The following is a 21735-nucleotide window of genomic DNA, read 5'->3' on the forward strand; positions in this document are numbered from 1 at the left end:
AAATTCTCCTGATTGGGTAATTATCAGCTTAAGTTTAGCCTGAATTTCGTACAGTCAAGGGATTTGATGAGAAAAATTCATCCCCTGTCTCACTATTTTATAGAGCATGATCACTATTTTGTCTTGGTTGAACTGCTTCCCAATTGGCGGTTGTACGAATATATTACAGTCTCTCGCAGAGATAACGACACACCGTTGCAATATAACTCGATTAATACAGCCTCTTATTAGGAGTTTTCCATGCCTGTAGCTATTTGGGCTTTAGCCATAGCGACATTTGGGATCGCGACAACCGAATTCATTGTCGCGGGTTTACTTCCTGAAATCGCAACCGAATTTAGTATTTCAATACCAACTGCGGGGTATATGGTAACCAGTTATGCGCTTGGTGTATTTGTTGGCGCGCCTGTTCTAATCATATTGGCGGGAGGTATAGAAAGGAAAAAGATGCTTTCCATGTTAATGGTATTATTTATTATCGGAAATGCACTGACCACTTTTTCCCCGACATTTTATCTGGCAATTATTGGCCGGATTGTGGCTTCCTTAACCCACGGCGCTTTTATGGGAATTGGTGCGATTATTGCTGCTGAATTAGTGCCAGACAATAAAAAAACCACTGCGATCGCCTTTATGTTTAGTGGAATGACACTGGCTAATTTGGTTGGAGTACCGCTTGGAACATGGATAGGAAAAGCGATTTCCTGGCGCGTTACTTTTGCAATAATTACGATGATTGGCATTATCGCATTAGCTGGGATTTTAAAGTTTTTACCTAAATTCGATCAAAAAGCGCCTGCCAGTATTAAAAAAGAATTGCAGGCGTTCACCAATATCCATGTTCTTTTGGCTATGGGGATCACCGTCTTAGGCCCTGCCGCCTTTTTTACGACAGTGACTTATATCGCGCCATTGATGACCCATGTTGCAGGATTCTCTGAAAGCGCAATAACAGGGATCTTGCTGGTGTTGGGGTTAGGTTTTTTCTTTGGCAATATTGTGGGTGGAAAACTTGCAGATAAGGCGATAATGCCATTGCTGTATTGGACATTAGGATTACAGTCCTTAATTTTATTTATTTTCTGGCTTTATGGTGACAACCCGTACATTGCTTGTTTGAGCCTGTTTTTAATGGCCGCATCGGGCTTTGCCACCGTATCGCCAATCCAGCGTTTGGTGATGGATAAAGCTCAGGAGGCTGGCGCACCTAATCTTGTTTCCTCTGTCAATATTGGATTCTTTAATTTGGGTAATGCAGTTGGGGCATGGTTGGGTGGTGTAATTATCGCATCTCATTATGGCTATACCTCCCTTAATCTGGCCGGGGGGTTATTAGCTTTAATGGCATTGTTATTCGCTGTCATTTCAGGTTTGCTTGATCGTAAAAGAACGCTGAATGTTGAAAAAAGGCAATCATAAGCAGCTAATGAGCGTTGCAGCAGTAACTGGTATGGTTAATGCCGGTTACTGTGCTTCACATCAAACGACAGATTTCAGCTTCCCAACGATAACCTAATCCATAAATGGAGCGGATAAAAGATTTATCCCCATCCAGTTGCTCCAGTTTCCGGCGCAAGTTTTTAATGTGGCTATCAATAGTACGATCATTGACAATGCGATGATCGTTATAAAGGTTATTTAATAGCTGATCACGGGAAAAAACCCGCCCTGGCTGGCTGGACATAATTTTGAGCAGACGGAATTCAACCGGCGTTAATTCAAGCACCTGTTCAAAATAACGTGCCTGAAAGTGTTTTTCATCAATGGCCAGCGCACCTTGCTCACTGATGATCTCTTTCGGACGGTAACAACGGCGTAAGATTGTCTTTACTCTGGCTACCAATTCCCGCGGGCTATAAGGTTTACAGATATAATCGTCAGCCCCGATTTCTAAGCCGAGCAGTCGGTCAATTTCTTCCGTTTTTGCCGTCATCATGACAATCGGAATATCTGAAAATTTACGCAGTTCCCGACAGACCGACAATCCATCAAGACCAGGCAACATAAGATCAAGCAAGATAATATGGGGATGGAATTTTTGCACATGAGCGATAACTTCATCACCACGTTTGAGCCATTGGGTGTGGTAATCTGCGGATTGTAGGTAATCAACCAGCAGTTGCCCTAACTTTGGTTCATCTTCAACGATGAGAACAGTATATTGTGTAAGATGTGTAGTACTCATTGTGTTTCAAGTTCAGACGATTTCATCAACGGTAATTCTACGTGAATTTTAATACCGCCTAAAGGTGAGCTTTCCACGCGAATTATTCCATCATGGGCTTCAACAATATTATAGCAAATCGCCAGCCCAAGCCCTGAACCTCCGCTTGCGCGGTTACGGGAGGATTCGCAACGATAAAAACGTTCAAAAACCTGCTGGCATTGTTCCGCCGTTAATCCAGGCGCACTGTCCTGCATATCCAATATCCATTTTTGCTGATTTGAATATCCACAAATAATTACCTTTCCATGCTCATTGGTGTAACGCAGGCTGTTTTCCAGCAAGTTATTAAATAACTGTGTTAGCCGATTTGGATCAGCAAGCAGTGTTATGTTGTCTTTTAAATTCAATACCAACATGATTTGCTTATCCGCAAAACGGCCATGATAATTCGCTACGGAGATTTGCAGTAATTCACTGACATTAACAGACTCTTTTTTATAAGCTAGTGAACCACGATCAGAAAGGGATAATAAATGCAGATCGTCTACCAGTTTTGTTAAGGTAGCCACTTCCGCGAGCAAGGAATGGAGTGTTTCCTGTGTGGGTTTCCGTAAACCATCTTGTAAGGCTTCCAGTTCACCCCGCAAAACAGAAAGTGGAGTGCGCAGTTCATGGGAGATATCGGCCATATAATCACGGCGCATCTGTTCATTTTTTTCCAGCGTACTGGCAAGTTGGTTAAAATCCATTGCCAGTTTACCGATTTCATCTTTACTGGATGGAACGACACGAATACTGAAATCGCCTGCCGCGAGTTTATGTGTACCTTCCACTAGCCGCTTAACCGGTCTTAACAGGCCACGTGAGAGAAGAAAAGTGGCGATTAATGCCAATAAAGTAGAAAAACCGACAATAGTCCAACTGGTGAATTGTTGCTGGTGGGCAAAGCTAATATCAGCCTGACGGGTAATTTTGTCTGATGCACTGACAATTACCCAGCCAACAATATTATTTTTATAGGTGACTGGCTCACGATAATTTTCCGCTGGAATGTCATTAGAATGCCCAACCAAACGATTCATGTGAGTATCCACAACCCAAAATTGGGGACGCCAGCCATGATGTCTGGTTTTTTGATAGGGATTGTCACTCTGTTCAATCGTACGGATAATCTGGAATATCGCGCGATCATTCTGGGTCAGAAAATGCCAGTTGCCATATTGCTGGTATTGTTCTGTCAATGCTTGTGCCAGCATATTCGTCCGATTTTGGCTATTTTGTTTAATATAGCCCATAAAACCGTGTTGAAAGCTGAGGTAAATGCCCCAGTGCATTGTGATCAATACCAGCATACAAGTGGCAAAAATTGCCAGAAACAATTTACTGCTGATACCCATTTTTATCCTGAGTTTCATTCTGGTTCAACGACTTGAGTCAACTATCTGAGATGAGATGGCTTTGCGAAGGCGCCATTTTTCACGCAATCGGTCAAAAAACAGATATACAACCGGAGTGGTATACAAAGTGAGAATCTGGCTCACCATCAGGCCACCAACAATCGTGATCCCCAGTGGGAAACGTAATTCTGCACCATCCCCATTGCTCAGTACTAAAGGTAAAGCACCAAACAAGGCCGAAAGCGTCGTCATCATGATCGGACGGAATCGCAATAAACTAGCTTGAAAAATCGCTTCCCGGGCACTGAGTTTGTCGTTTCGTTGAGCTTCAAGGGCAAAATCCACCATGATAATGGCATTTTTCTTGACAATACCAACCAACAGCATAATGCCAATCATGGCGATTAGGCTAAAGGGCGTATTGAACAGTTCCAAAGCCAGTAAAGCCCCTACACCCGCAGAAGGCAGGGTAGAAAGGATGGTCAGAGGATGAATATAACTCTCATAGAGTACACCAAGTACCAGATAAACAGTGACGATGGCGGCCAGAATCACCAATAACTGGGAACGTTCACTCTCTTGAAAATCCTGTGCGGTGCCTGCAAAAGAGCTACGTACTGCTGAAGGAACGCCCAGTTCTGTTATGGTTCTTTCTATTGCACTGATTGCATCAGATAGCGTATAGCCGGGTGCCACATCAAAGGCAATGGTAGAAGAAGCGGAAAGTTCCTGGTGATAAACATCCAATGGTGCATTGGCAGGGCGCCATTGGGCAAAGTAGGAGAGGGGAATGCGTTCTCCTTTGCTATTAATGACAAACATTTTCTCCAATGCACTGGGATCTTGGTTATATTGCGGTGCAACTTCCATGACCACTTTATATTGATTCAAAGGGGCATAAATCGTGGAAACCTGTCTCTGCCCAAAAGCGTTGTTGAGTAAATTATTTGCCTCAGCAACATTGATGCCTAAACGGGCCATCACATCACGGTCATAGGTAATCGCTATTTCAGCCCCTTTCGCCTCTTCGTCTTCATCGGCGTTTACATCCACCAATTGAGGCAATTTTTCCAATGCTTTCTTGATGACAGGACTCCATTTACGCAGTTCGTCAAAATCATCCGACAGCAAATTAAACTGATAAATCGATTTACCGCCTCGTCCTCCACTTCTCAGATCCTGAACAGGAACCAGATATAGACGTGCTCCCGCTTCATTGGTCAGTTTACTTCTTAAGCGGGTGATAACGTGTTGGATACTTTCGCTACGCTCTTTTAATGGCTTTAGCGAAACAAACATAAAGCCCGTATTGATGCTGTCACCACCGGTGAAACCCACGACATTATCCACAGTTGGATCATCATTGACGACTTGCATAAAGCGTTCCACCTTTTTTCGCATAGCCTGAAATGAAATATTTTGATCAGCGACCACAAACCCTAACATTTTCCCCGTATCTTGTTGCGGGAAAAACGTTTTCGGAATGCTGATATAGAGCCAGATATTCAGGCCAATAATGCCGACCAATGCCAACAATACCCAACGAGTATGATTGAGTATCCATTTCAGTGAATGGGCATAGCCCTGCTGAATTCTCAACAATACCTTACCGAATCCCCGTGCCTGCTTCTGGGCATTTTCAGGGGTGGATTTGAGCAGATGTGCACACATCATCGGGGTTAAGGTCAGTGAAATTAACAGCGAAATCCCGATGGCGGTTGCCAGTGTGACAGCAAAATCCCGGAACAATCTGCCGAGTAATTCATCGATCAAGATAAGGGGAATAAATACCGCAATAAGTGACAAGCTCATAGCCAGCACAGTGAACCCGACTTCTCTGGTTCCCTTAAGGGCTGCCTGCATGGGCGTTAAACCCGCATTCAAATGGCGGGAAATATTCTCCAGTACCACAATGGCATCATCAACCACAAATCCGGTGGCAATGGTTAATGCCATCAACGAAAGATTGTTTAAGCTGAAACCACATAAATACATGGCCGTAAAAGTACCAATCAGCGATACCGGAACGGCAATTGCCGGAATCAGCGTAGCCCGACCAGAACGTAAAAACAGGAACACGACCAGGATCACCAGGGCGACGGCAATGGCTAATGCACGTTCTACTTCTTGCAGAGAAGCATGGATGGTTGGAGAACGATCCTGGGCAACGTTTAACTGAATATTGGCAGGCAAGGAGGCTTGCAGGGCAGGGAGTTGAGCACGAATACGCTGCACGGTTGAGATAATATTTGCACTGGCTTCACGGCGGATAATAAGAACAATGGCCGACTTATTTCCAGACATGCCGGCGGCGCGGGTATCCTCGACCGAATTCTTCACACTGGCAACGTCCTGCAACCTGACAGGTGCCCCATCATGATAATGAACGATAAGTGAACGGTAACTGTCAGGTGTTTTCAATTCATCATTGGTGCGTAGCTGCCAAATTTGGTTATCGGAATCAACATGACCTGTCGGCAATCGGACATTAGCATTATTGATGGCATTACTGACATCGTTAAGAGAAACACCTTGATTGAAGAGGGCATTTGGGTTGAGTTCAACCCGTATAGCCGGTAATGAACTACCGCCAACGCTGACTTTGCTGACGCCTTCTATCTGAGAAATTTTCTGGGCCAATCGGGTGGAAGCAAGATCATATAATTGCCCCTCACTATAATTGTCTGAAGTGAGGGTTAAAATCATGATTGGAGCGCTGGACAGATTCGCTTTATGATAGCTTGGTTTTCTTGGCATACCGGAAGGTAACAAGCTTTGGGCGGCATTGATGGCAGCCTGAACATCCCGTGCTGCACCATTGATATCCCGACTGAGATCAAATTCCAGGTAAATATAAGACGTTCCCAATGAGCTGGCAGAAGACATCTCTTTTACCCCCGCGATCCTGCCTAATGCGCGTTCCAGAGGCGTCGTTACGGAAGAGGCCATCGTTTCTGGTGACGCACCGGGCATGGAAGCCTGAACAGTTATCACGGGAAAATCAACCTGTGGCAGCGGCGATACAGGCAGCAGGACAAAACTGAGCGCACCACACAGGGTAATGGCTAAACTCAGTAATGTTGTGGCAACTGGCCGCTGGGTGAATAGGGCGAAGAATTTCACAGCGGCTCCTGATGATTAACTGAGGATTTATCTGGCCTGATTTGTTTATCTTTCTTATTGTTTTTATTTCGACGGTAGTGTGCTAATTGATCAAACAGCAGATAAATCACGGGAGTTGTGAACAAAGTTAGGATTTGGCTCATAATCAGACCTCCCACCATACTGACCCCTAGCGGCCGGCGCAGCTCTGCACCAATACCGGTGCTCAACATCAGGGGCAATGCGCCCAGCAGTGCTGCCATTGTCGTCATCAATATCGGCCTGAAACGTAACAGGCAGGCTTGGTAAATGGCTTCATAAGGCGTCATTCCTTTTTCCCGCTCTGCGGCCAGGGCAAAATCGATCATCATGATGGCATTTTTCTTGACAATACCAATTAAGAGAATGATCCCAATGATGGCGATAATATCTAGCTCATACCCGCCAGCCATCAGAGCCAACAATGCCCCCACCCCGGCGGTAGGCAAGGTTGATAAGATTGTGACAGGGTGAATAAAGCTTTCGTACAAGATACCGAGCACAATATACATGGCGACGACAGCCGCCAAAATCAGCCAGAGGGTATTACTGAGCGCGTCCTGGAACGCCAACGTTGCTCCCTGAAATTGGGTAATGATGTCTTTTGGCATTTGGATCGCTTGTTCTGCCTCTTTGACGGCATTAACAGCTTGTTCAAGGGACGAATCTTTCGCTACGTTGAATGAAAAAGTGGCAGCGGGAAATTGTTGCAGATGGTCGATAGACAAGTTCCCCAGCCGCTGTTCGACAGTGGCAATAGTTTTAAGAGGGACCATTTTTCCATCAGTACCGGTCAGATAAAGATTGTTTATCGCTTCCAGCCCCGATGAATTCTTCGTATCTTGCTCAAGGATAACGCGATATTGATTTGATTGCGTGTAAATAGTCGAAATCAAGCGTTGGCCGAAAGCGTTATACAACGCATTATCTACGGCGGCCATAGAGATCCCAAAGCGACTGGCCATATCCCTATTCACATCAAGGTAAGCTACTAGCCCCTGATTTTGCCAATTGTTACCGGTATCTATCAATTCTGGCCGTTGTTTCAGGGCATGTTGCAATTTGGGCACCCAGACAGCGAGTTCATCAAGCGAAGCAGCTTGCAACGTAAATTGGTATTGCGTGCGCGAGATCTGAGTATCAATGGTCAAATCCTGGGTGGGTTGCAGGTATAACTTGACGTCGGGGACTTTAGCCATTCGCGCTTGCAGGCGTGGGATCACCTCGTCAATCCTATCGTCACGCTCTCTGAGTGGTTTCAACGTGATTTGAAGACGGGCATTATTCAATGTTGGATTGCTACCCTCGACACCAATAAAGGTGGTGACATTGTCCACAGCCGGATCTTTTAATAACAGAGCCGTAACGTGTCGTTGCTTATCTGCCATTGCCTTGAATGAAATAGATTGTGGGGCTTCCAGTGTGCCCTGAATCAGTCCGTTATCTTGCAAGGGAAAGAATCCTTTGGGGATCATGATATAGAGCAGGGCGGTCAGAGCCAACGTACCGAATGCAACACCCAGTGTAATCCAGGGATGATTCAACACCCGTTTCAGGAAGACTGCATATACCGCAATCATGAGTTCAAAGAAGCGTTCGCACGCCTGTTCGAAGCGGTTGTGTTTAATATTAGCTTCGGGTTTCAGCATCCTTGCACACATCATCGGCGTTAGCGTCAATGAGACAACGGCAGAAATTAAAATAGCGACAGCAAGGGTGATGGCGAATTCCCTGAATAGCCGACCGACGATATCCCCCATAAACAGCAAGGGGATCAAAACGGCGATTAATGAGAAAGTCAGGGAGATAATCGTAAAGCCGATTTCTCCCGCCCCTTTAAGGGCGGCCGCCAGCGGTTTCTCTCCCTGTTCAATGTAACGGGAAATATTTTCTATCACCACAATAGCATCGTCCACCACAAAGCCGGTTGCGATGGTTAATGCCATTAAAGTGAGGTTATTGACAGAGAAGCCGCAAAAATACATCACGGCAAATGTCCCTACCAGTGAAAGCGGTACGGCAATACTGGGGATCAAGGTTGCGGTGACATTGCGCAAAAACAGATAGATCACCATGACGACCAGCGCAATCGCCAGCAACAGTTCAAATTGAACATCGTTGACTGAATGGCGGATTGAGACGGTACGATCTGTCAGCATTTCCACATTGACTGATTTGGGCAGGCTGTTGATCAATTCCGGCAACATGACGCGGATATTATCCGTAGTCTCAATAACATTGGCTCCAGGCTGGCGCTGAACATTGATAACGATGGCAGGTTTTTCATTTGCCCATGCGCCCAATTTGTTATTCTCCACTCCCTGTTCAATGGTGGCGACATCACGCAAGCGAATCGGCGCATTATTTTTATAAGCCACGATTAAATTGCGGTAATCATCGATAGATTTCATTTGATCGTTGGAGGATATGGTGATGGAGCGAGTGGGTCCGTCAAAACTGCCTTTTGCCGAATTCACATTGGCTTTCATGATGGCAGAACGGATAACGTCGCTGTCTAATCCTTGGGCAGCCAAAGCCTGTGCGTTCAATTTCACGCGCACAGCGGGACGTTGCCCGCCCGCTAAGGTCACCAAACCGACACCACTGACTTGGGAAATACGCTGGGATATGCGTGTTTCTACCATATCTTGTACCTGACTCATCGGCAGGGCATCAGAGGTTACGGCCAGCGTCAATATAGGCGGATCAGCCGGATTAACTTTGCTGTAAATGGGGGGATACGGCAGATCATCGGGCAACAGATTACTGGCTGAATTGATCGCCGCCTGTACGTCTTGTTCAGCCACATCCAGGGGCAGTGAGAGCTGGAATACCAACGTGATAACAGACGCTCCACCGGAACTTCTGGATGACATTTGTTTTAAGCCGGACATCTGACCAAATTGGCGTTCCAGCGGTGCAGTGACAGCGGATGTCATCACATCTGGATTGGCACCAGGATACAGTGTCACCACCTGAATAGTTGGATAATCCACTTGCGGCAATGCAGAAACTGGCAGCATCCGGTAACCCATTAGCCCGGCCAGCAAGATCGCAATCATAAACAGTGTCGTGGCAACAGGGCGTAGGATAAACAGGCGGGATGGCCCTCCGCCGGTCATTGGAGAATCAGATTGCATCAGGAGTTCCCCGTCTTACCGTTTGATTGCTCTGGATTTTTCTTATTTTTATCTGTATCAAGTGCTTCGATTGTCAAAGGGTTGACAATCTCAACCCTGGCACCTTCGGTCAGGTTGTCAATGCCATCCGTGACGACATGCTCACCTGCTGACAGCCCGCTATTGATGACCGCTAATTGACTATCTTGCAGACCTGCAACGACCTTGTGTTTACTAACCTTGTTCTCTTTATCCACTTTCCAGACGAAATGACCGCTATTTCCCATTTGTAATCCAGCCGTAGGGATCACGACGACATCATTCAACGTATTGACTTTCATCTGAATATTGACGAATTGATTAGGAAACAACACATTATCTTGATTATTGAATTGAGCCTTCATCTTGATCGTGCCAGTCGTCACATCAATTTGATTATCGATACTAGTGAGTTTTCCTTGTGCCAACGGCTGCTGATTATTGCGATCCCATGCAATGACAACCACATTTTTGTGATTTTTTTGCGCCTTTAACACCGCATCAATATCGTTTTCAGGCAGGGAGAACACGATATCAATAGGATCGACTTGCGTAATAACGACGATTGGCGTTGCTCCGCCACCAGATACGTAGTTGCCGGTATCAATGCGTTTTAATCCGACGCGACCGGAAATCGGGGCTGTAATACGGCTATATGTCAATTGCAGTTTGGCTTCGTCAATATCTGCCTGGTCGGCCTGTAAGCTGGCTTCGTTCTGGCGAACCAAAGAAATTTGTTTATCCAGATCTTGCTGAGAGATAAGTTTATTTTTCGCTAATTGCTGAAAACGGAGCAAATCCTGTTTAGTGTTAGCGAGTGTTGCTTGATCTTTGGCATATTGTCCCTGTGCTCTTGCAAGTTTGACTTGAAAAGAACGGGGATCGATTTCTGCCAGCAAATCCCCTTTTTTGACGTATTGACCCTCATTAAAATGCAGGGCGATTAACTGACCTTCCGCCTGGCTGGTGACAGTGACGGTATTGGCCGCCAGAACGGTTCCTAATCCTCCTAAGTAATGGGGTATCGATTTGATTTCAGCCGTCGCTACTTGCACTGGTGGTTGAGCGGGGTTAGGTTTTGATTCTGCATTCTGAGAGTCACCTGCTGATGAAGGTACGTTGAAGTATTTCCACGCAAAGAAAATGGCTCCGACGATCACGGCTAGCACTGCAGTGAGTTGGAAAAAATAGGAACGGCTTTTATTATTCATTTGCTCGACATTCTCTTAGTGTTATGGCGGTAACCAATCATGCGGCATCTTATGCTAAATCAGATGCAAGAATATATTATTAGTGTAACCAACAGGAATTCGTCAATAATGAAGAAAATGTGGAGGTTGTGTCAAAAAGATAATGTTTCTGGTAGTGATTTTTCATGGTATTTGTGATGGGGTATCCAAATAGGGCGCGGGCGAGGCCTTATATTTCCCCGCTGCGCAGGGAAATATAACACGCATCTTGAAGTTGGATTGGTATACAGTGTTTGGGACGACAGAGTGTATTAATAATTAAAAAACGCCGATGCAATTATCGGCATTTATGCAAACTTAATTAAACCAAAAATAATGTTGCTAATCCTAAAAAAATAAAGAAACCGCCTGTATCGGTAATGGCTGTAATCATGACACTGGAGCCGATGGCGGGATCTCTTCCCAGTTTCATCATAATAAATGGGATCAAAACTCCCATCAGCGCGGCCATCAGCAGGTTTAATATCATGGCCATTGTCATGACGCCTCCCATAGCAAGATCACCATAGAGCAGATAAGTAATCACGCCCATCAGCCCACCCCAGATGATGCCGTTGATAAAGGCAACGCCAAATTCCCTTAATAGCAGGTAAGAAAACCCCCCTGTCTGGATTTGATGGAGCGCAAGTGCACGGACGATCATGGTGATAGTTTGGTTACCGGTATTGCCGCCGATACCTGCCACGATGGGCATTAAGGTCGCAAGTGCGACGAGCTGGGAAATGGTATGCTCAAAAAGTCCGATAACCCTTGATGCCACAAAAGCGGTACACAAATTGATGGCAAGCCATGTCCAGCGGGTTTTGACAGCCTGGCCAACCGGCGCAAAAACATCTTCTTCGCGGCTTAAGCCTCCCATGCGGCGAATATTGGTATCCGTTTCTTCACTCAAGGTATCAACAATATCTTCAACAGTCAGGCGCCCCATCAGACGCCCGTTGTTGTCTACCACGGCGGCAGAAATCAGATCATAACGTTCAAATGCACTGGCGGCATCTTCACCTTTTTGCTCCGGTAAGAAAGTCACGGTATCCGTATTCATGACTTCGGAAACTAATTTATCCGGTACGTTGATCAGCAAAGTGGTAAGTGGCAGCTCTCCCTGTAGACGATTTTTGCGGTCAATAACAAAGATCTTATCTGTTGTTTCAGGAATGGCGTCTCGGGAACGTAAAAAGCGCTGCACGGTGCCGAGTGTAACATTGCTTCGTACTGTCACGAACTCGAAATCCATCATTTGGCCGATACTGTCTTTGTGGTACTGCAAGACTTCTCGGATACGATTGCGCTGGCCCGGCTCTAAATAAGTCAGCAAGCGTCGGGTGGTATCACGGGGAAGATGTTCAGCAATATAGGCTTGTTCATCGACGTGCAGTTTACCGATGGCACGTAACAGCTCAACGTCAGTCATATCCTTGATTAGGTTATCCCAAACGGGAATGGAGGCTTCTACCAGCACCTCACCGCGCTGGTTATTGTCGATCAGGCGCCATAAAGCGAGACGTTCATCATAAGGTAAGGCTTCCAAAATATCGGCAATATCGGCGGTATGCAGGCTGGTTAGCAGTGCACTGACTTCCTCTATTTTTTCCAATAACTTTTTGTCACTGATTGCTGAATGTTCATCAGCCTGTCCTAATAATGTATCGACAAAGAGCTTATCGTGGTTGAATAGAGAAAGCAGCCGCTGACGAATATGTGCCAGTTTTTGGGAGTGCTGGCTGGCAACAGTTGAGTTATCAGGTGTAAAGGTTGGTTGTGACATAGTAAACCTTTAAGGCAGAAAATAGGGCTAACAACCGGCGATTGCAATAATATCGCCATAAATTTAACAGCTATTGGGTATGATATTCTGTTGTCGAACCCCGTAAGGGCGTCACCAATTGCTGCTGAGTTTGCTGATGATGCTCTAATGCTGCCATAAATGAATAGATAAAGCGTCCAAAGAAAATAAAGAAGCTGATAAACAGAACCAATTTTATAATTTGAACAGTTTTCTTTTTCTTTTTCATCACGCAATATCGTTAAGTTGATTCCTCTGCAATGTGTAAGTGCCAGCCAGCCACATCATCCCAGTAGCTTTGCTCTTGCTCCAAATCGAGCAACACAAGCGCATTTTGTTTTAGATAGTTTTTAGGTAAGTAGAGCGTCCAATGATGATGATCAGTTTTTAGCCTTAGTGTATCCGGTGTTGTAGTCGCCTGGCGTTGGTTATTCAACAAGGTTGCCAATCGCAATATCTTAAGCATGGGAAGATACTGTTTTTTCTTAAACAGATAGAAGCGGGGATGCTCATGGACTTTAACCGCTTTGCGATGATAACGAACCAGTGTTGCCAGCAACGATTGCTGCTCTTGGGTAAACCCCGGTAGATCGGTATTTTGCAGGATGTAAGCTGAATGCCGTTGCAGACCACTCAGATTGATGCTTAAACCGACTTCATGCAGCATGGCCGCCCACAGCAGAATAGATTCCAGTTGTGGATGTACGCGTTTGGGATGTTGTTCTGACCATTGGTCATAAAGATTTTTGGCGGTATTCCAAACGCGTGCTGCTTGTTCTCGATCGATATTATAGTGTTCGGCAAGACTCTTGGCCGTTCGTTGACGAATATCCTGATGGCGGAAACGATCTTCCATTTCATACAGCACACCTTCCCGCAATGCACCATGAGACAAGCGTAATTCTTGAATATGCAAAGCATCAAAAATACCGCACAAGATTGATAACCCGGGAACAAACGTTTGTTTACGGTCATTAGATAATCCCGGCAATGCCAGCGTATTGAAATTTTTGTATTTCAGGACACGTTTCACCAGCATGTTTAGGCGCTCTGGGGTAATCAGTCCATCTTTTTCACCCAGCTCGACCAACTGTTCGTGTATTGCCTTGATCGTTCCCGATGCACCTAAAGCAAAATCCCAGCCTTTTGTCCGAAATTGCCAGACGAGATTTTCCAATTTTTGTGCCGCCTGGAGTCGTGCCTTGCGAAAATTATGCTCATTAATGATACCGTCCGGAAAGAACTGGCGAGAAAAACTGACGCAACCCATACGGCGGCTTTCAATCAACAGCGGTTCAAAGTCTTCACCAATGACCAATTCCGTTGAGCCACCGCCAATATCAATCACCAATTTCCGGCCTTTTTCCGGTTGTGTATGCTCAACGCCCATGAAAATCAGGCGAGCTTCTTCATGACCAGAGATAATTTCAATGGAATAGGGGATAACTTCTTTTGCCTGTTGCAGAAATTCTTGTACGTTGGTCGCTTCACGTAAACTATGCGTTCCCACCAAACAGACATTACTTGCGGGAAAACCCTGCAACCGTTCAGCAAACAGAGCGAGGCATTTCAGGCCACGGTTTATGGCATCTGCGCTTAACTCATTTTTACTGTTTAGCCCATCGGCAAGATAAACCCGTTTCTTTAAACGCCCGATAACCTGTAATGCACCGTTGACGATACGGGCGATGACCATGTGAAAGCTATTGGAACCCAAATCAATAGTGGCAATTTCTTGCGGTTTGGGCATTGGCGTGTTGTGTTTCAACGGCATAGATCAGGCTCTTGATTCCGGTTGTTCAAGGTTTTTCAAATAATCATAAACAGCAAGCTGTGCGCGGATTTTACGCTTATTTCCTCGCGGAACATAGCGATTGCTCAATTCCTTATCAATATATCGTGCCTTGACGGTATCACTGAATTGTAGTTCAAGAATATCCATAACTTGTTGTTTTAGTCTGGGGTCGAGCAGACAAACGGCCACTTCAATGCGATAGTCAATGTTACGGGTCATCCAGTCGGCCGAAGAAAGGAAAACTTTTTCATTGCCTTTGTTGATGAAAACATAAACGCGATCATGTTCCAGAAAACGATCCACAATACTGGTGACTTGAATGTTTTCACTAAAGCCGGGTTGATTGGGAACTAAAGAGCACATTCCGCGCACCAGAATGCGGATCTTGACGCCCGCTTCCGAGGCATCATACAGGCGGTCCACCAACTCCTTATCTACCAGATTATTAATTTTCAGCGTGATGCCAGCTAATTCACCGGCTCGTGCATTTTCGATTTCCTGGGTAATCAGTTGATTGAGCATAGCCCGCGAATTTTGCGGCGATACCATTAAATTATCAAATGTGACGGGCCGATAAGGGTTTTCAATAAAGTTAAATACTCGGCGAACTTCATTGGTAACTTCAGGGTTGGCGGTCAGCAGAGAATAATCGGTATAGAGCCGAGCTGTTTTTTCGTTGAAATTTCCTGTACCAATATGGGCATAACGGATAATTTCTTCCCCTTCCAGACGCGAAATGATGAAGAGTTTTGCGTGAATTTTCAGGCCAAGGGCGGAGAAGATAACATGTACACCGGCTTCAGTGAGGCGTTTTGCCCAATGAATATTGGCTTCTTCGTCAAAACGTGCCTGTAACTCTACCACGACAGTCACTTTCTTGCCGTTGTATGCGGCGTGGATCATGGAGTCAATAATGCGAGAGTCTTTTGCGACGCGGTAGATATTAATCTTAATCGAGAGCACACTGGGATCGAAAGAAGCCTGACGTAGCAATTCCAACACATGTTCGAATGTGTGATAAGGATAATAAAGCAGAACATCTCTTTCACGGATAGCGTCGAATCCGTTGCGGAAATGGTCGAACCAGGTATGGCGCAGTCGTGGCGTGGGTTTATTCTGGAGATTCCGATTGCCTTCATTGGGAAATTTGATGAAATCTTTAAAGTTATGATAACGGCCACCTGCAATCACCGAGTCATCATTGGATAATCCCAGCTTGCTCCGCAGTAGTTCCACCATTTCATCAGGCATATCACGCTGATAAACAAACCGTACAGGCTCCGCCGTCAGTCTCTGTTTCAGTGTAGAAGACATCAGTTCCAGCAGGCTGGATTCCATCTCTGTTGCCAGATCATATTCGGAATCACGGGTCATTTTCATCGAATAGACGTTTAAGGTATCGTAATCGAAAAATCCTTTGAAAATTTCATCCAGCGTGTAACGCAGAATATTATCAAGTAATATCATTGACTTGCGTTTTTTTGGCATCTCTGGAGGCAAGTTGACGAAACGCGGGACTTTATCCGATGGAATTTCCAACAAAGCATATTGTGTTTCTTGCCCTTGGATAATTTCAACAGCCAAATAGGTGTAATCATCCTTGAGAAATTCAACCAAATTAGTTTCTGGGTTGATGACGATTGGCGTGATATGTGGCCGCAAATGCTGGCGAAAATATTGCCGCATCCAGATCTGTTGATTCGGGGATATCTGCCGTTCATTGATCAAGAAAATCTGGTTACGTGCCATTTCCAGCAGTAAATCGTTATAGAGAGCATCGAACTCTTGATCGATTTTGGCAACCTTAGTCTGAATCTTTTTCAACAATTGGCGGGCAGCGGTGGCTGAACCCCGCTCTTCACTGATAAGAATACGCCGCTTTACATCAGCAAAGCGTACTTTATAAAACTCATCTAAGTTGTTGGAGTAGATCCCTAAAAACCTCATTCTTTCAATCAGCGGGTTACTTTTGTCAGCCGCTTCCTGAAGTACACGTTCGTTGAAAGAGAGCCAACTGAGTTCTTTCTCGTTATAAAGACGATCGTGGGACATTACTACTCCTTTCAACTCTATGGGGTTTTCCACTTAGTTTAATGGTTGGCGTTTAATGAGTCGATGTTGCTGATTTGGGTTTCACGGGTTTTCCTGGCGAAATAGTGGTGCTGGAAAGTACACATCCTGATAGCGGTATGATAAGAGCCGTTTACAAAAAACTCATCGATTAATTCACCTTCAGTATGGAATCCCAATTTATTGTAGATATGAATTGCTTTCGTATTCTCTTTATCAACAACCAGATACAGTTTGTAAAGATTTAAGACAGCAAAAGCGTATTCCATCGCAAGTTTGACGGCTACCGCTGCGTAACCTTGTCCTTGATAAGCCGGAGCGATGATAATCTGAAATTCCGCACGACGGTGGACATAATCAATCTCGACCAGCTCCACCAAACCGACTTTGGAATTCAGGCTTTCGATAATAAAACGGCGCTCACGTTGGTCATGTATATGCTTGTCATAGAGGTCGCATAATTCAACAAAGGCTTCATAAGGCTCTTCAAACCAGTAGCGCATAACACTGGCGTTATTATCGAGTTGATGAACAAAAGGAAGATCTTCTCGTTCAAGAGGACGTAAATTTACCGATGGATTTTCCGAACCACTGGACATTGGATACCTCAGTGTTTTGTAGTGAAATCGATAGGGTATAAATATATTTGATATTGAATAAATAATTATTGCCAGATAAATCAATCCAAAATAGCAACTTACAGCAAAGTCTTACTGGAATATAGCACTTAAAAAACATTATAACAAAATCCGCTAACACAGAGCCGTAAGTTGAAGTCAGCAGGTTAATTATTCTGATGCGTAACCCTGTGGAGGCAGGATCTTGCCATCCATAATGGCGTTATTGCCTTCCATAACCAAACGTTGCTCTAAAAACCAGCCGATGACCAAAGGATAAATATAGTGTTCCTGAGTTTGTACACGGCCGATGACTTCTGTTTCTTTATCTCCCGCAAAAATCGGTACTTTAGCTTGTAAAATAATAGGGCCGCCATCCAATTTTTCAGTAACAAAATGGACGGACGTACCATGTTCTTTATCCCCATTTTCAATGGCTTTCCGATGGGTATGCAGGCCGGGATATTTAGGCAAGAGGGAAGGGTGAATATTGAGCAGACGCCCATAGTAGTGCTGGACAAATTCGGGCGATAAGATTTTCATATAACCGGCTAAGACCACTAAATCGGGAGCGTATTGATCAATAGCGCTGAGTAGGGCGATATCATAACTTGTACGATCTGCATAAGTTTTCGGGTTGATAAAGTGGGCAGGGATATCTGCTTGTTCAGCACGTTGCAGGCCATAGGCATCAGCATTATTACTGAAAACCGCAGCAATATATCCATTAATTCGGTTTTGCTGGCAGGCGTCAATAATGGATTGAAGATTGCTGCCATTGCCGGAGACTAAAACGACAATTTTTTTCATAACGGGTTTTCACTGAAGAAATTCATTGATTAATATGCACTTCATTTTTTCAAGCTACAGCTTTATTGGCTGTAACTTGAAATCAATCAGACAAGCTATTTATTTTGTAATAGCTTATTTTGTAATAACGACAGGTTGCTCATCGGCATTAATTTCAGCAATTGTTCCAATTTGCCATGCATTTTCGCCTGACGCAGTCAGATACGAAATCGCTTGTTCTGCCTGAGACTGAGGAAGTGCGATTATCATACCGACTCCGCAGTTAAATGTGCGGTACATTTCATGCTCGCTGACATTACCGGCTTGCTGTAACCAGGTAAAAATCGCCGGCCATTGCCAACTGTCAGCTTTAATTCTGGCCTGCCTATTTTCTGGCAGAACACGTGGAATATTTTCCCAGAAGCCGCCGCCGGTCAGATGTGCAATCGCATGAACATCCACTTTTTCAATCAGCGCCAGAATGGATTTGACGTAAATTTGGGTTGGGGCAAGTAAGTGATCGGCGAGTGGTTTTCCTTCAAGTTCGGTAGCCTCTGGATCTGTCTGACTTACCTCGAGAATTTTACGGATTAAAGAATAACCATTGGAGTGCGGCCCGCTGGATGCAAGTGCAATCAGGGCATCACCGGTCTGAACCTGACTGCCGTCAATAATTGCCGATTTTTCAACAACACCAACGCAAAAACCCGCGACATCATAATCTTCACCGTGATACATGCCGGGCATTTCTGCCGTTTCACCACCGACTAATGCACAGCCTGCTTGTTTGCAGCCTTCTGCTATGCCCGTGATGACACTGGCGGCTGTGTCGACATCCAGTTTGCCAGTAGCATAATAATCAAGGAAGAAAAGAGGTTCGGCACCTTGTACAACCAGATCATTGACACACATAGCGACCAAATCAATTCCGATTGTGTCATGGCGTTTCAAGTCCATGGCCAGACGCAGTTTAGTCCCCATGCCATCTGTACCGGAAACTAACACCGGTTCTCGATATTTCTGTGGCAGGGCACATAATGCACCGAAACCACCTAATCCTCCCATCACTTCGGGGCGACGGGTCTGTTTTACGACACCTTTGATACGATTGACTAAGACATTACCGGCATCAATATCGACACCAGCATCTTTATAGCTAAGAGAGGTTTTGTTGGTCACTGCGTAGCTCCCAGGCGGTTGCATTTTTATAAATAAAACAGAACGGCGACAATTCTAACAGCCTAAGCAAACGTTTGCGATAGCTTTATATCGGTTTCCTGTCAGGTCGGGATCGAAGAAAATAACGCGTTAGTGATAAAAATTAATAGATTGGTAGTGGTTTGATACCGAAAAGGAGTTATAATCCCGCGATTTTTTTATCTGCCGGCTATTAGGAGAAACCCATGAAAATCGTTGAGGTTAAACACCCGCTAGTTAAACATAAACTTGGCCTGATGCGAGATCATGATATCAGCACCAAACGCTTTCGTGAACTGGCTTCAGAGGTGGGGAGTCTTCTGACATATGAAGCAACTGCTGATTTGGCAGTCGAGAAAGTGACCATTGACGGATGGTGTGGTCCGGTAGAGATAGATCAGATTAAAGGAAAAAAAATTACGGTAGTCCCTATCCTGCGTGCGGGCCTGGGTATGATGGATGGTGTACTGGAAAATATCCCTAGTGCACGAATCAGTGTTGTTGGTGTATATCGTGATGAAGAAACCCTTGAACCCGTGCCTTATTTTCAGAAATTAGTCTCCGATATTAATGAACGCATGGCATTAGTGGTTGATCCGATGTTGGCAACCGGTGGCTCCATGATCGCTACTATTGATTTGTTGAAAAAAGCGGGATGCTCTGCCATTAAGGTATTAGTTTTGGTTGCTGCGCCGGAAGGGATCGCAGCACTGGAGAAGGCTCACCCTGATGTTGAACTGTATACCGCTTCAATTGATAACTATCTCAATGAAGATGGCTACATCGTCCCGGGTTTAGGGGATGCGGGTGATAAAATATTTGGCACCAAATAACATTGATAGCCGGCTAATAAGTCGGCTTTTTTGGGTTTCTGGCAAGGTGATATAAGATATAAGAGGATATCAATAATGACCCGTCGGACTATTGGCGTAGAAGAAAGACCGCCTTTGGCACAGATTATTCCTTTAAGTTTGCAGCATCTGTTTGCCATGTTTGGTGCAACCGTTTTGGTTCCCATTTTGTTTAAAGTAAATCCCGCGACAATTTTGTTATTCAATGGCATCGGAACATTGCTGTATTTATTCATTTGCAAAGGAAGAATTCCGGCTTACTTAGGTTCCAGTTTTGCTTTTATTTCTCCTGTATTGTTATTACTGCCTCTGGGATATGAATTGGCATTGGGGGGATTTATTGTCTGTGGTTTGCTGTTTTGTCTGGTGGCCCTGATTGTCAAAGTTGCAGGAAGGGGATGGATCAATGCAATGTTTCCACCGGCCGCGATGGGAGCGATTGTTGCTGTGATCGGCCTGGAATTGGCAGGTGTTGCTGCTGATATGGCGGGATTGCGTCCAGCGGCAGGCACTGAAATGAATCTGACCAACCTGACCATATCTATGGTGACGTTGGGTGTGACCATCTTGGGATCGGTGATATTCCGTGGTTTTATGGCGATTATTCCGATTCTGACGGGTGTTTTAGTCGGGTATGCGCTGTCATTTTTTATGGGCGTTGTAGATTTAACGCCAGTCCGTGAAGCGCTGTGGTTTGCATTACCGACGTTCTATACGCCGCGTTTTGAATGGTTTGCCATGATGACAATTTTACCTGCGGCGCTGGTGGTTATTGCTGAGCACGTCGGGCATTTAGTGGTAACAGCCAATATTGTGCAGAAAGATTTATTTAAAAACCCCGGTCTGCATCGTTCAATGTTTGCCAATGGTTTTTCAACGATAATTTCGGGTTTCTTTGGTTCAACGCCTAACACGACTTATGGTGAAAATATTGGTGTTATGGCGCTGACCCGTGTGTACAGTACATGGGTGATTGGTGGTGCTGCGATAATGGCAATATTGCTTTCTTGTGTCGGTAAATTGTCGGCCGCGATCCAGATGATCCCAGTTCCTGTAATGGGCGGTGTTTCCCTGTTATTGTATGGTGTCATTGGTGCATCAGGTATTCGAGTTTTGATTGATGCGAAGGTGGATTACAGTAAGGCACAAAACCTGATCCTGACTTCCATTATTTTGATTATTGGTGTCAGCGGAGCGAAAATTCAGATCGGTGCGGTAGAATTAAAAGGTATGGCGCTTGCAACGGTTGTGGGGATTGGTTTAAGCCTGTTTTTTAAACTGCTCAACTTTATCCGCCCAGAAGAGCCGTATATTAACTCTTCTGTGGAATCAATCAGAAATGATAAGAAGAGTGAAGTAGTAGAATAAAATACGTCAATGAAAGGAATTGGAAAGATTTTTTAGATTGGAATGTATAAGCAATAAGATCGGCGGCAATTTCCGGTAGAAAACCGGGCTGACGGTGATGTCTTAAATGCTCTATCTGGGGTAAATATTTATTAAAGTCGTTTATGTTTTTT

15 protein-coding genes are annotated in these 21735 nt (G+C 44.9%); 3 read left to right on the plus strand and 12 right to left on the minus strand.

Features of this window, described 5'->3' with window-relative positions; genetic code table 11:
• Nucleotides 1-240: 240 nt before the first annotated feature.
• Complete coding sequence (locus tag AAY47_RS04875; protein WP_047767434.1) at nt 241-1419, plus strand: MFS transporter; 1179 nt, start codon at nt 241-243, stop codon at nt 1417-1419.
• A gap of 55 nt (nt 1420-1474) precedes the next feature.
• Here AAY47_RS04875 and baeR read toward each other — a convergent pair whose 3' ends face one another.
• The 12 genes from baeR to purM form a co-directional block, all read right to left on the minus strand.
• The gene (gene baeR / locus AAY47_RS04880) at nt 1475-2185 is read right to left on the minus strand and encodes a two-component system response regulator BaeR (RefSeq protein WP_047767436.1); all 711 of its coding nucleotides are present in this window, start codon (nt 2183-2185) and stop codon (nt 1475-1477) included.
• On the minus strand, nt 2182-3570 hold the full coding sequence (gene baeS, locus AAY47_RS04885; RefSeq protein ID WP_152669767.1) for a two-component system sensor histidine kinase BaeS: 1389 nt from the start codon (nt 3568-3570) through the stop codon (nt 2182-2184). The genes baeR and baeS overlap by 4 nt, the downstream gene beginning before the upstream one ends.
• A gap of 18 nt (nt 3571-3588) precedes the next feature.
• On the minus strand, nt 3589-6687 hold the full coding sequence (gene mdtC, locus AAY47_RS04890) for a multidrug efflux RND transporter permease subunit MdtC (protein WP_047767440.1): 3099 nt from the start codon (nt 6685-6687) through the stop codon (nt 3589-3591).
• Nucleotides 6684-9845 (minus strand): MdtB/MuxB family multidrug efflux RND transporter permease subunit, encoded by a 3162-nt coding sequence (locus tag AAY47_RS04895; RefSeq protein ID WP_047767442.1) that lies wholly within the window; start codon nt 9843-9845, stop codon nt 6684-6686. Before AAY47_RS04895 ends, mdtC begins: the two co-directional genes overlap by 4 nt.
• Nucleotides 9845-11074: an MdtA/MuxA family multidrug efflux RND transporter periplasmic adaptor subunit gene (locus tag AAY47_RS04900; protein ID WP_047767444.1), complete on the minus strand. Its 1230-nt coding sequence runs from the start codon at nt 11072-11074 to the stop codon at nt 9845-9847. Before AAY47_RS04900 ends, AAY47_RS04895 begins: the two co-directional genes overlap by 1 nt.
• A gap of 340 nt (nt 11075-11414) precedes the next feature.
• Nucleotides 11415-12878 (minus strand): magnesium transporter, encoded by a 1464-nt coding sequence (gene mgtE / locus AAY47_RS04905; RefSeq protein WP_047767445.1) that lies wholly within the window; start codon nt 12876-12878, stop codon nt 11415-11417.
• A gap of 70 nt (nt 12879-12948) precedes the next feature.
• Nucleotides 12949-13125 (minus strand): YfgG family protein, encoded by a 177-nt coding sequence (locus tag AAY47_RS20425; protein ID WP_072059743.1) that lies wholly within the window; start codon nt 13123-13125, stop codon nt 12949-12951.
• Nucleotides 13126-13137: 12 nt separating this feature from the next.
• On the minus strand, nt 13138-14670 hold the full coding sequence (gene ppx / locus AAY47_RS04910; protein ID WP_047767447.1) for an exopolyphosphatase: 1533 nt from the start codon (nt 14668-14670) through the stop codon (nt 13138-13140).
• 3 nt (nt 14671-14673) lie between these two features.
• Nucleotides 14674-16743 (minus strand): polyphosphate kinase 1, encoded by a 2070-nt coding sequence (gene ppk1, locus AAY47_RS04915; protein WP_047767449.1) that lies wholly within the window; start codon nt 16741-16743, stop codon nt 14674-14676.
• A gap of 38 nt (nt 16744-16781) precedes the next feature.
• A complete protein-coding gene (speG, locus tag AAY47_RS04920) occupies nt 16782-17360 on the minus strand; it encodes a spermidine N1-acetyltransferase (protein ID WP_047767451.1) in 579 nt (192 codons plus the stop codon).
• 189 nt (nt 17361-17549) lie between these two features.
• Nucleotides 17550-18188: a phosphoribosylglycinamide formyltransferase gene (gene purN, locus AAY47_RS04925; protein WP_047767453.1), complete on the minus strand. Its 639-nt coding sequence runs from the start codon at nt 18186-18188 to the stop codon at nt 17550-17552.
• A 114-nt stretch (nt 18189-18302) separates the two neighbouring features.
• Nucleotides 18303-19346 (minus strand): phosphoribosylformylglycinamidine cyclo-ligase, encoded by a 1044-nt coding sequence (purM, locus tag AAY47_RS04930; protein WP_047767455.1) that lies wholly within the window; start codon nt 19344-19346, stop codon nt 18303-18305.
• Nucleotides 19347-19570: 224 nt separating this feature from the next.
• On the opposite strand from purM, the gene upp reads away from it, so the two are divergent.
• A complete protein-coding gene (gene upp, locus AAY47_RS04935; RefSeq protein ID WP_047767457.1) occupies nt 19571-20197 on the plus strand; it encodes a uracil phosphoribosyltransferase in 627 nt (208 codons plus the stop codon).
• 75 nt (nt 20198-20272) lie between these two features.
• Complete coding sequence (gene uraA, locus AAY47_RS04940) at nt 20273-21583, plus strand: uracil permease (RefSeq protein WP_047767459.1); 1311 nt, start codon at nt 20273-20275, stop codon at nt 21581-21583.
• The last annotated feature ends 152 nt before the right edge of the window (nt 21584-21735 follow it).

It is taken from the genome of Xenorhabdus griffiniae (genome assembly GCF_001028135.1).
In the GTDB taxonomy this organism is placed as follows: domain Bacteria; phylum Pseudomonadota; class Gammaproteobacteria; order Enterobacterales; family Enterobacteriaceae; genus Xenorhabdus; species Xenorhabdus bakwenae.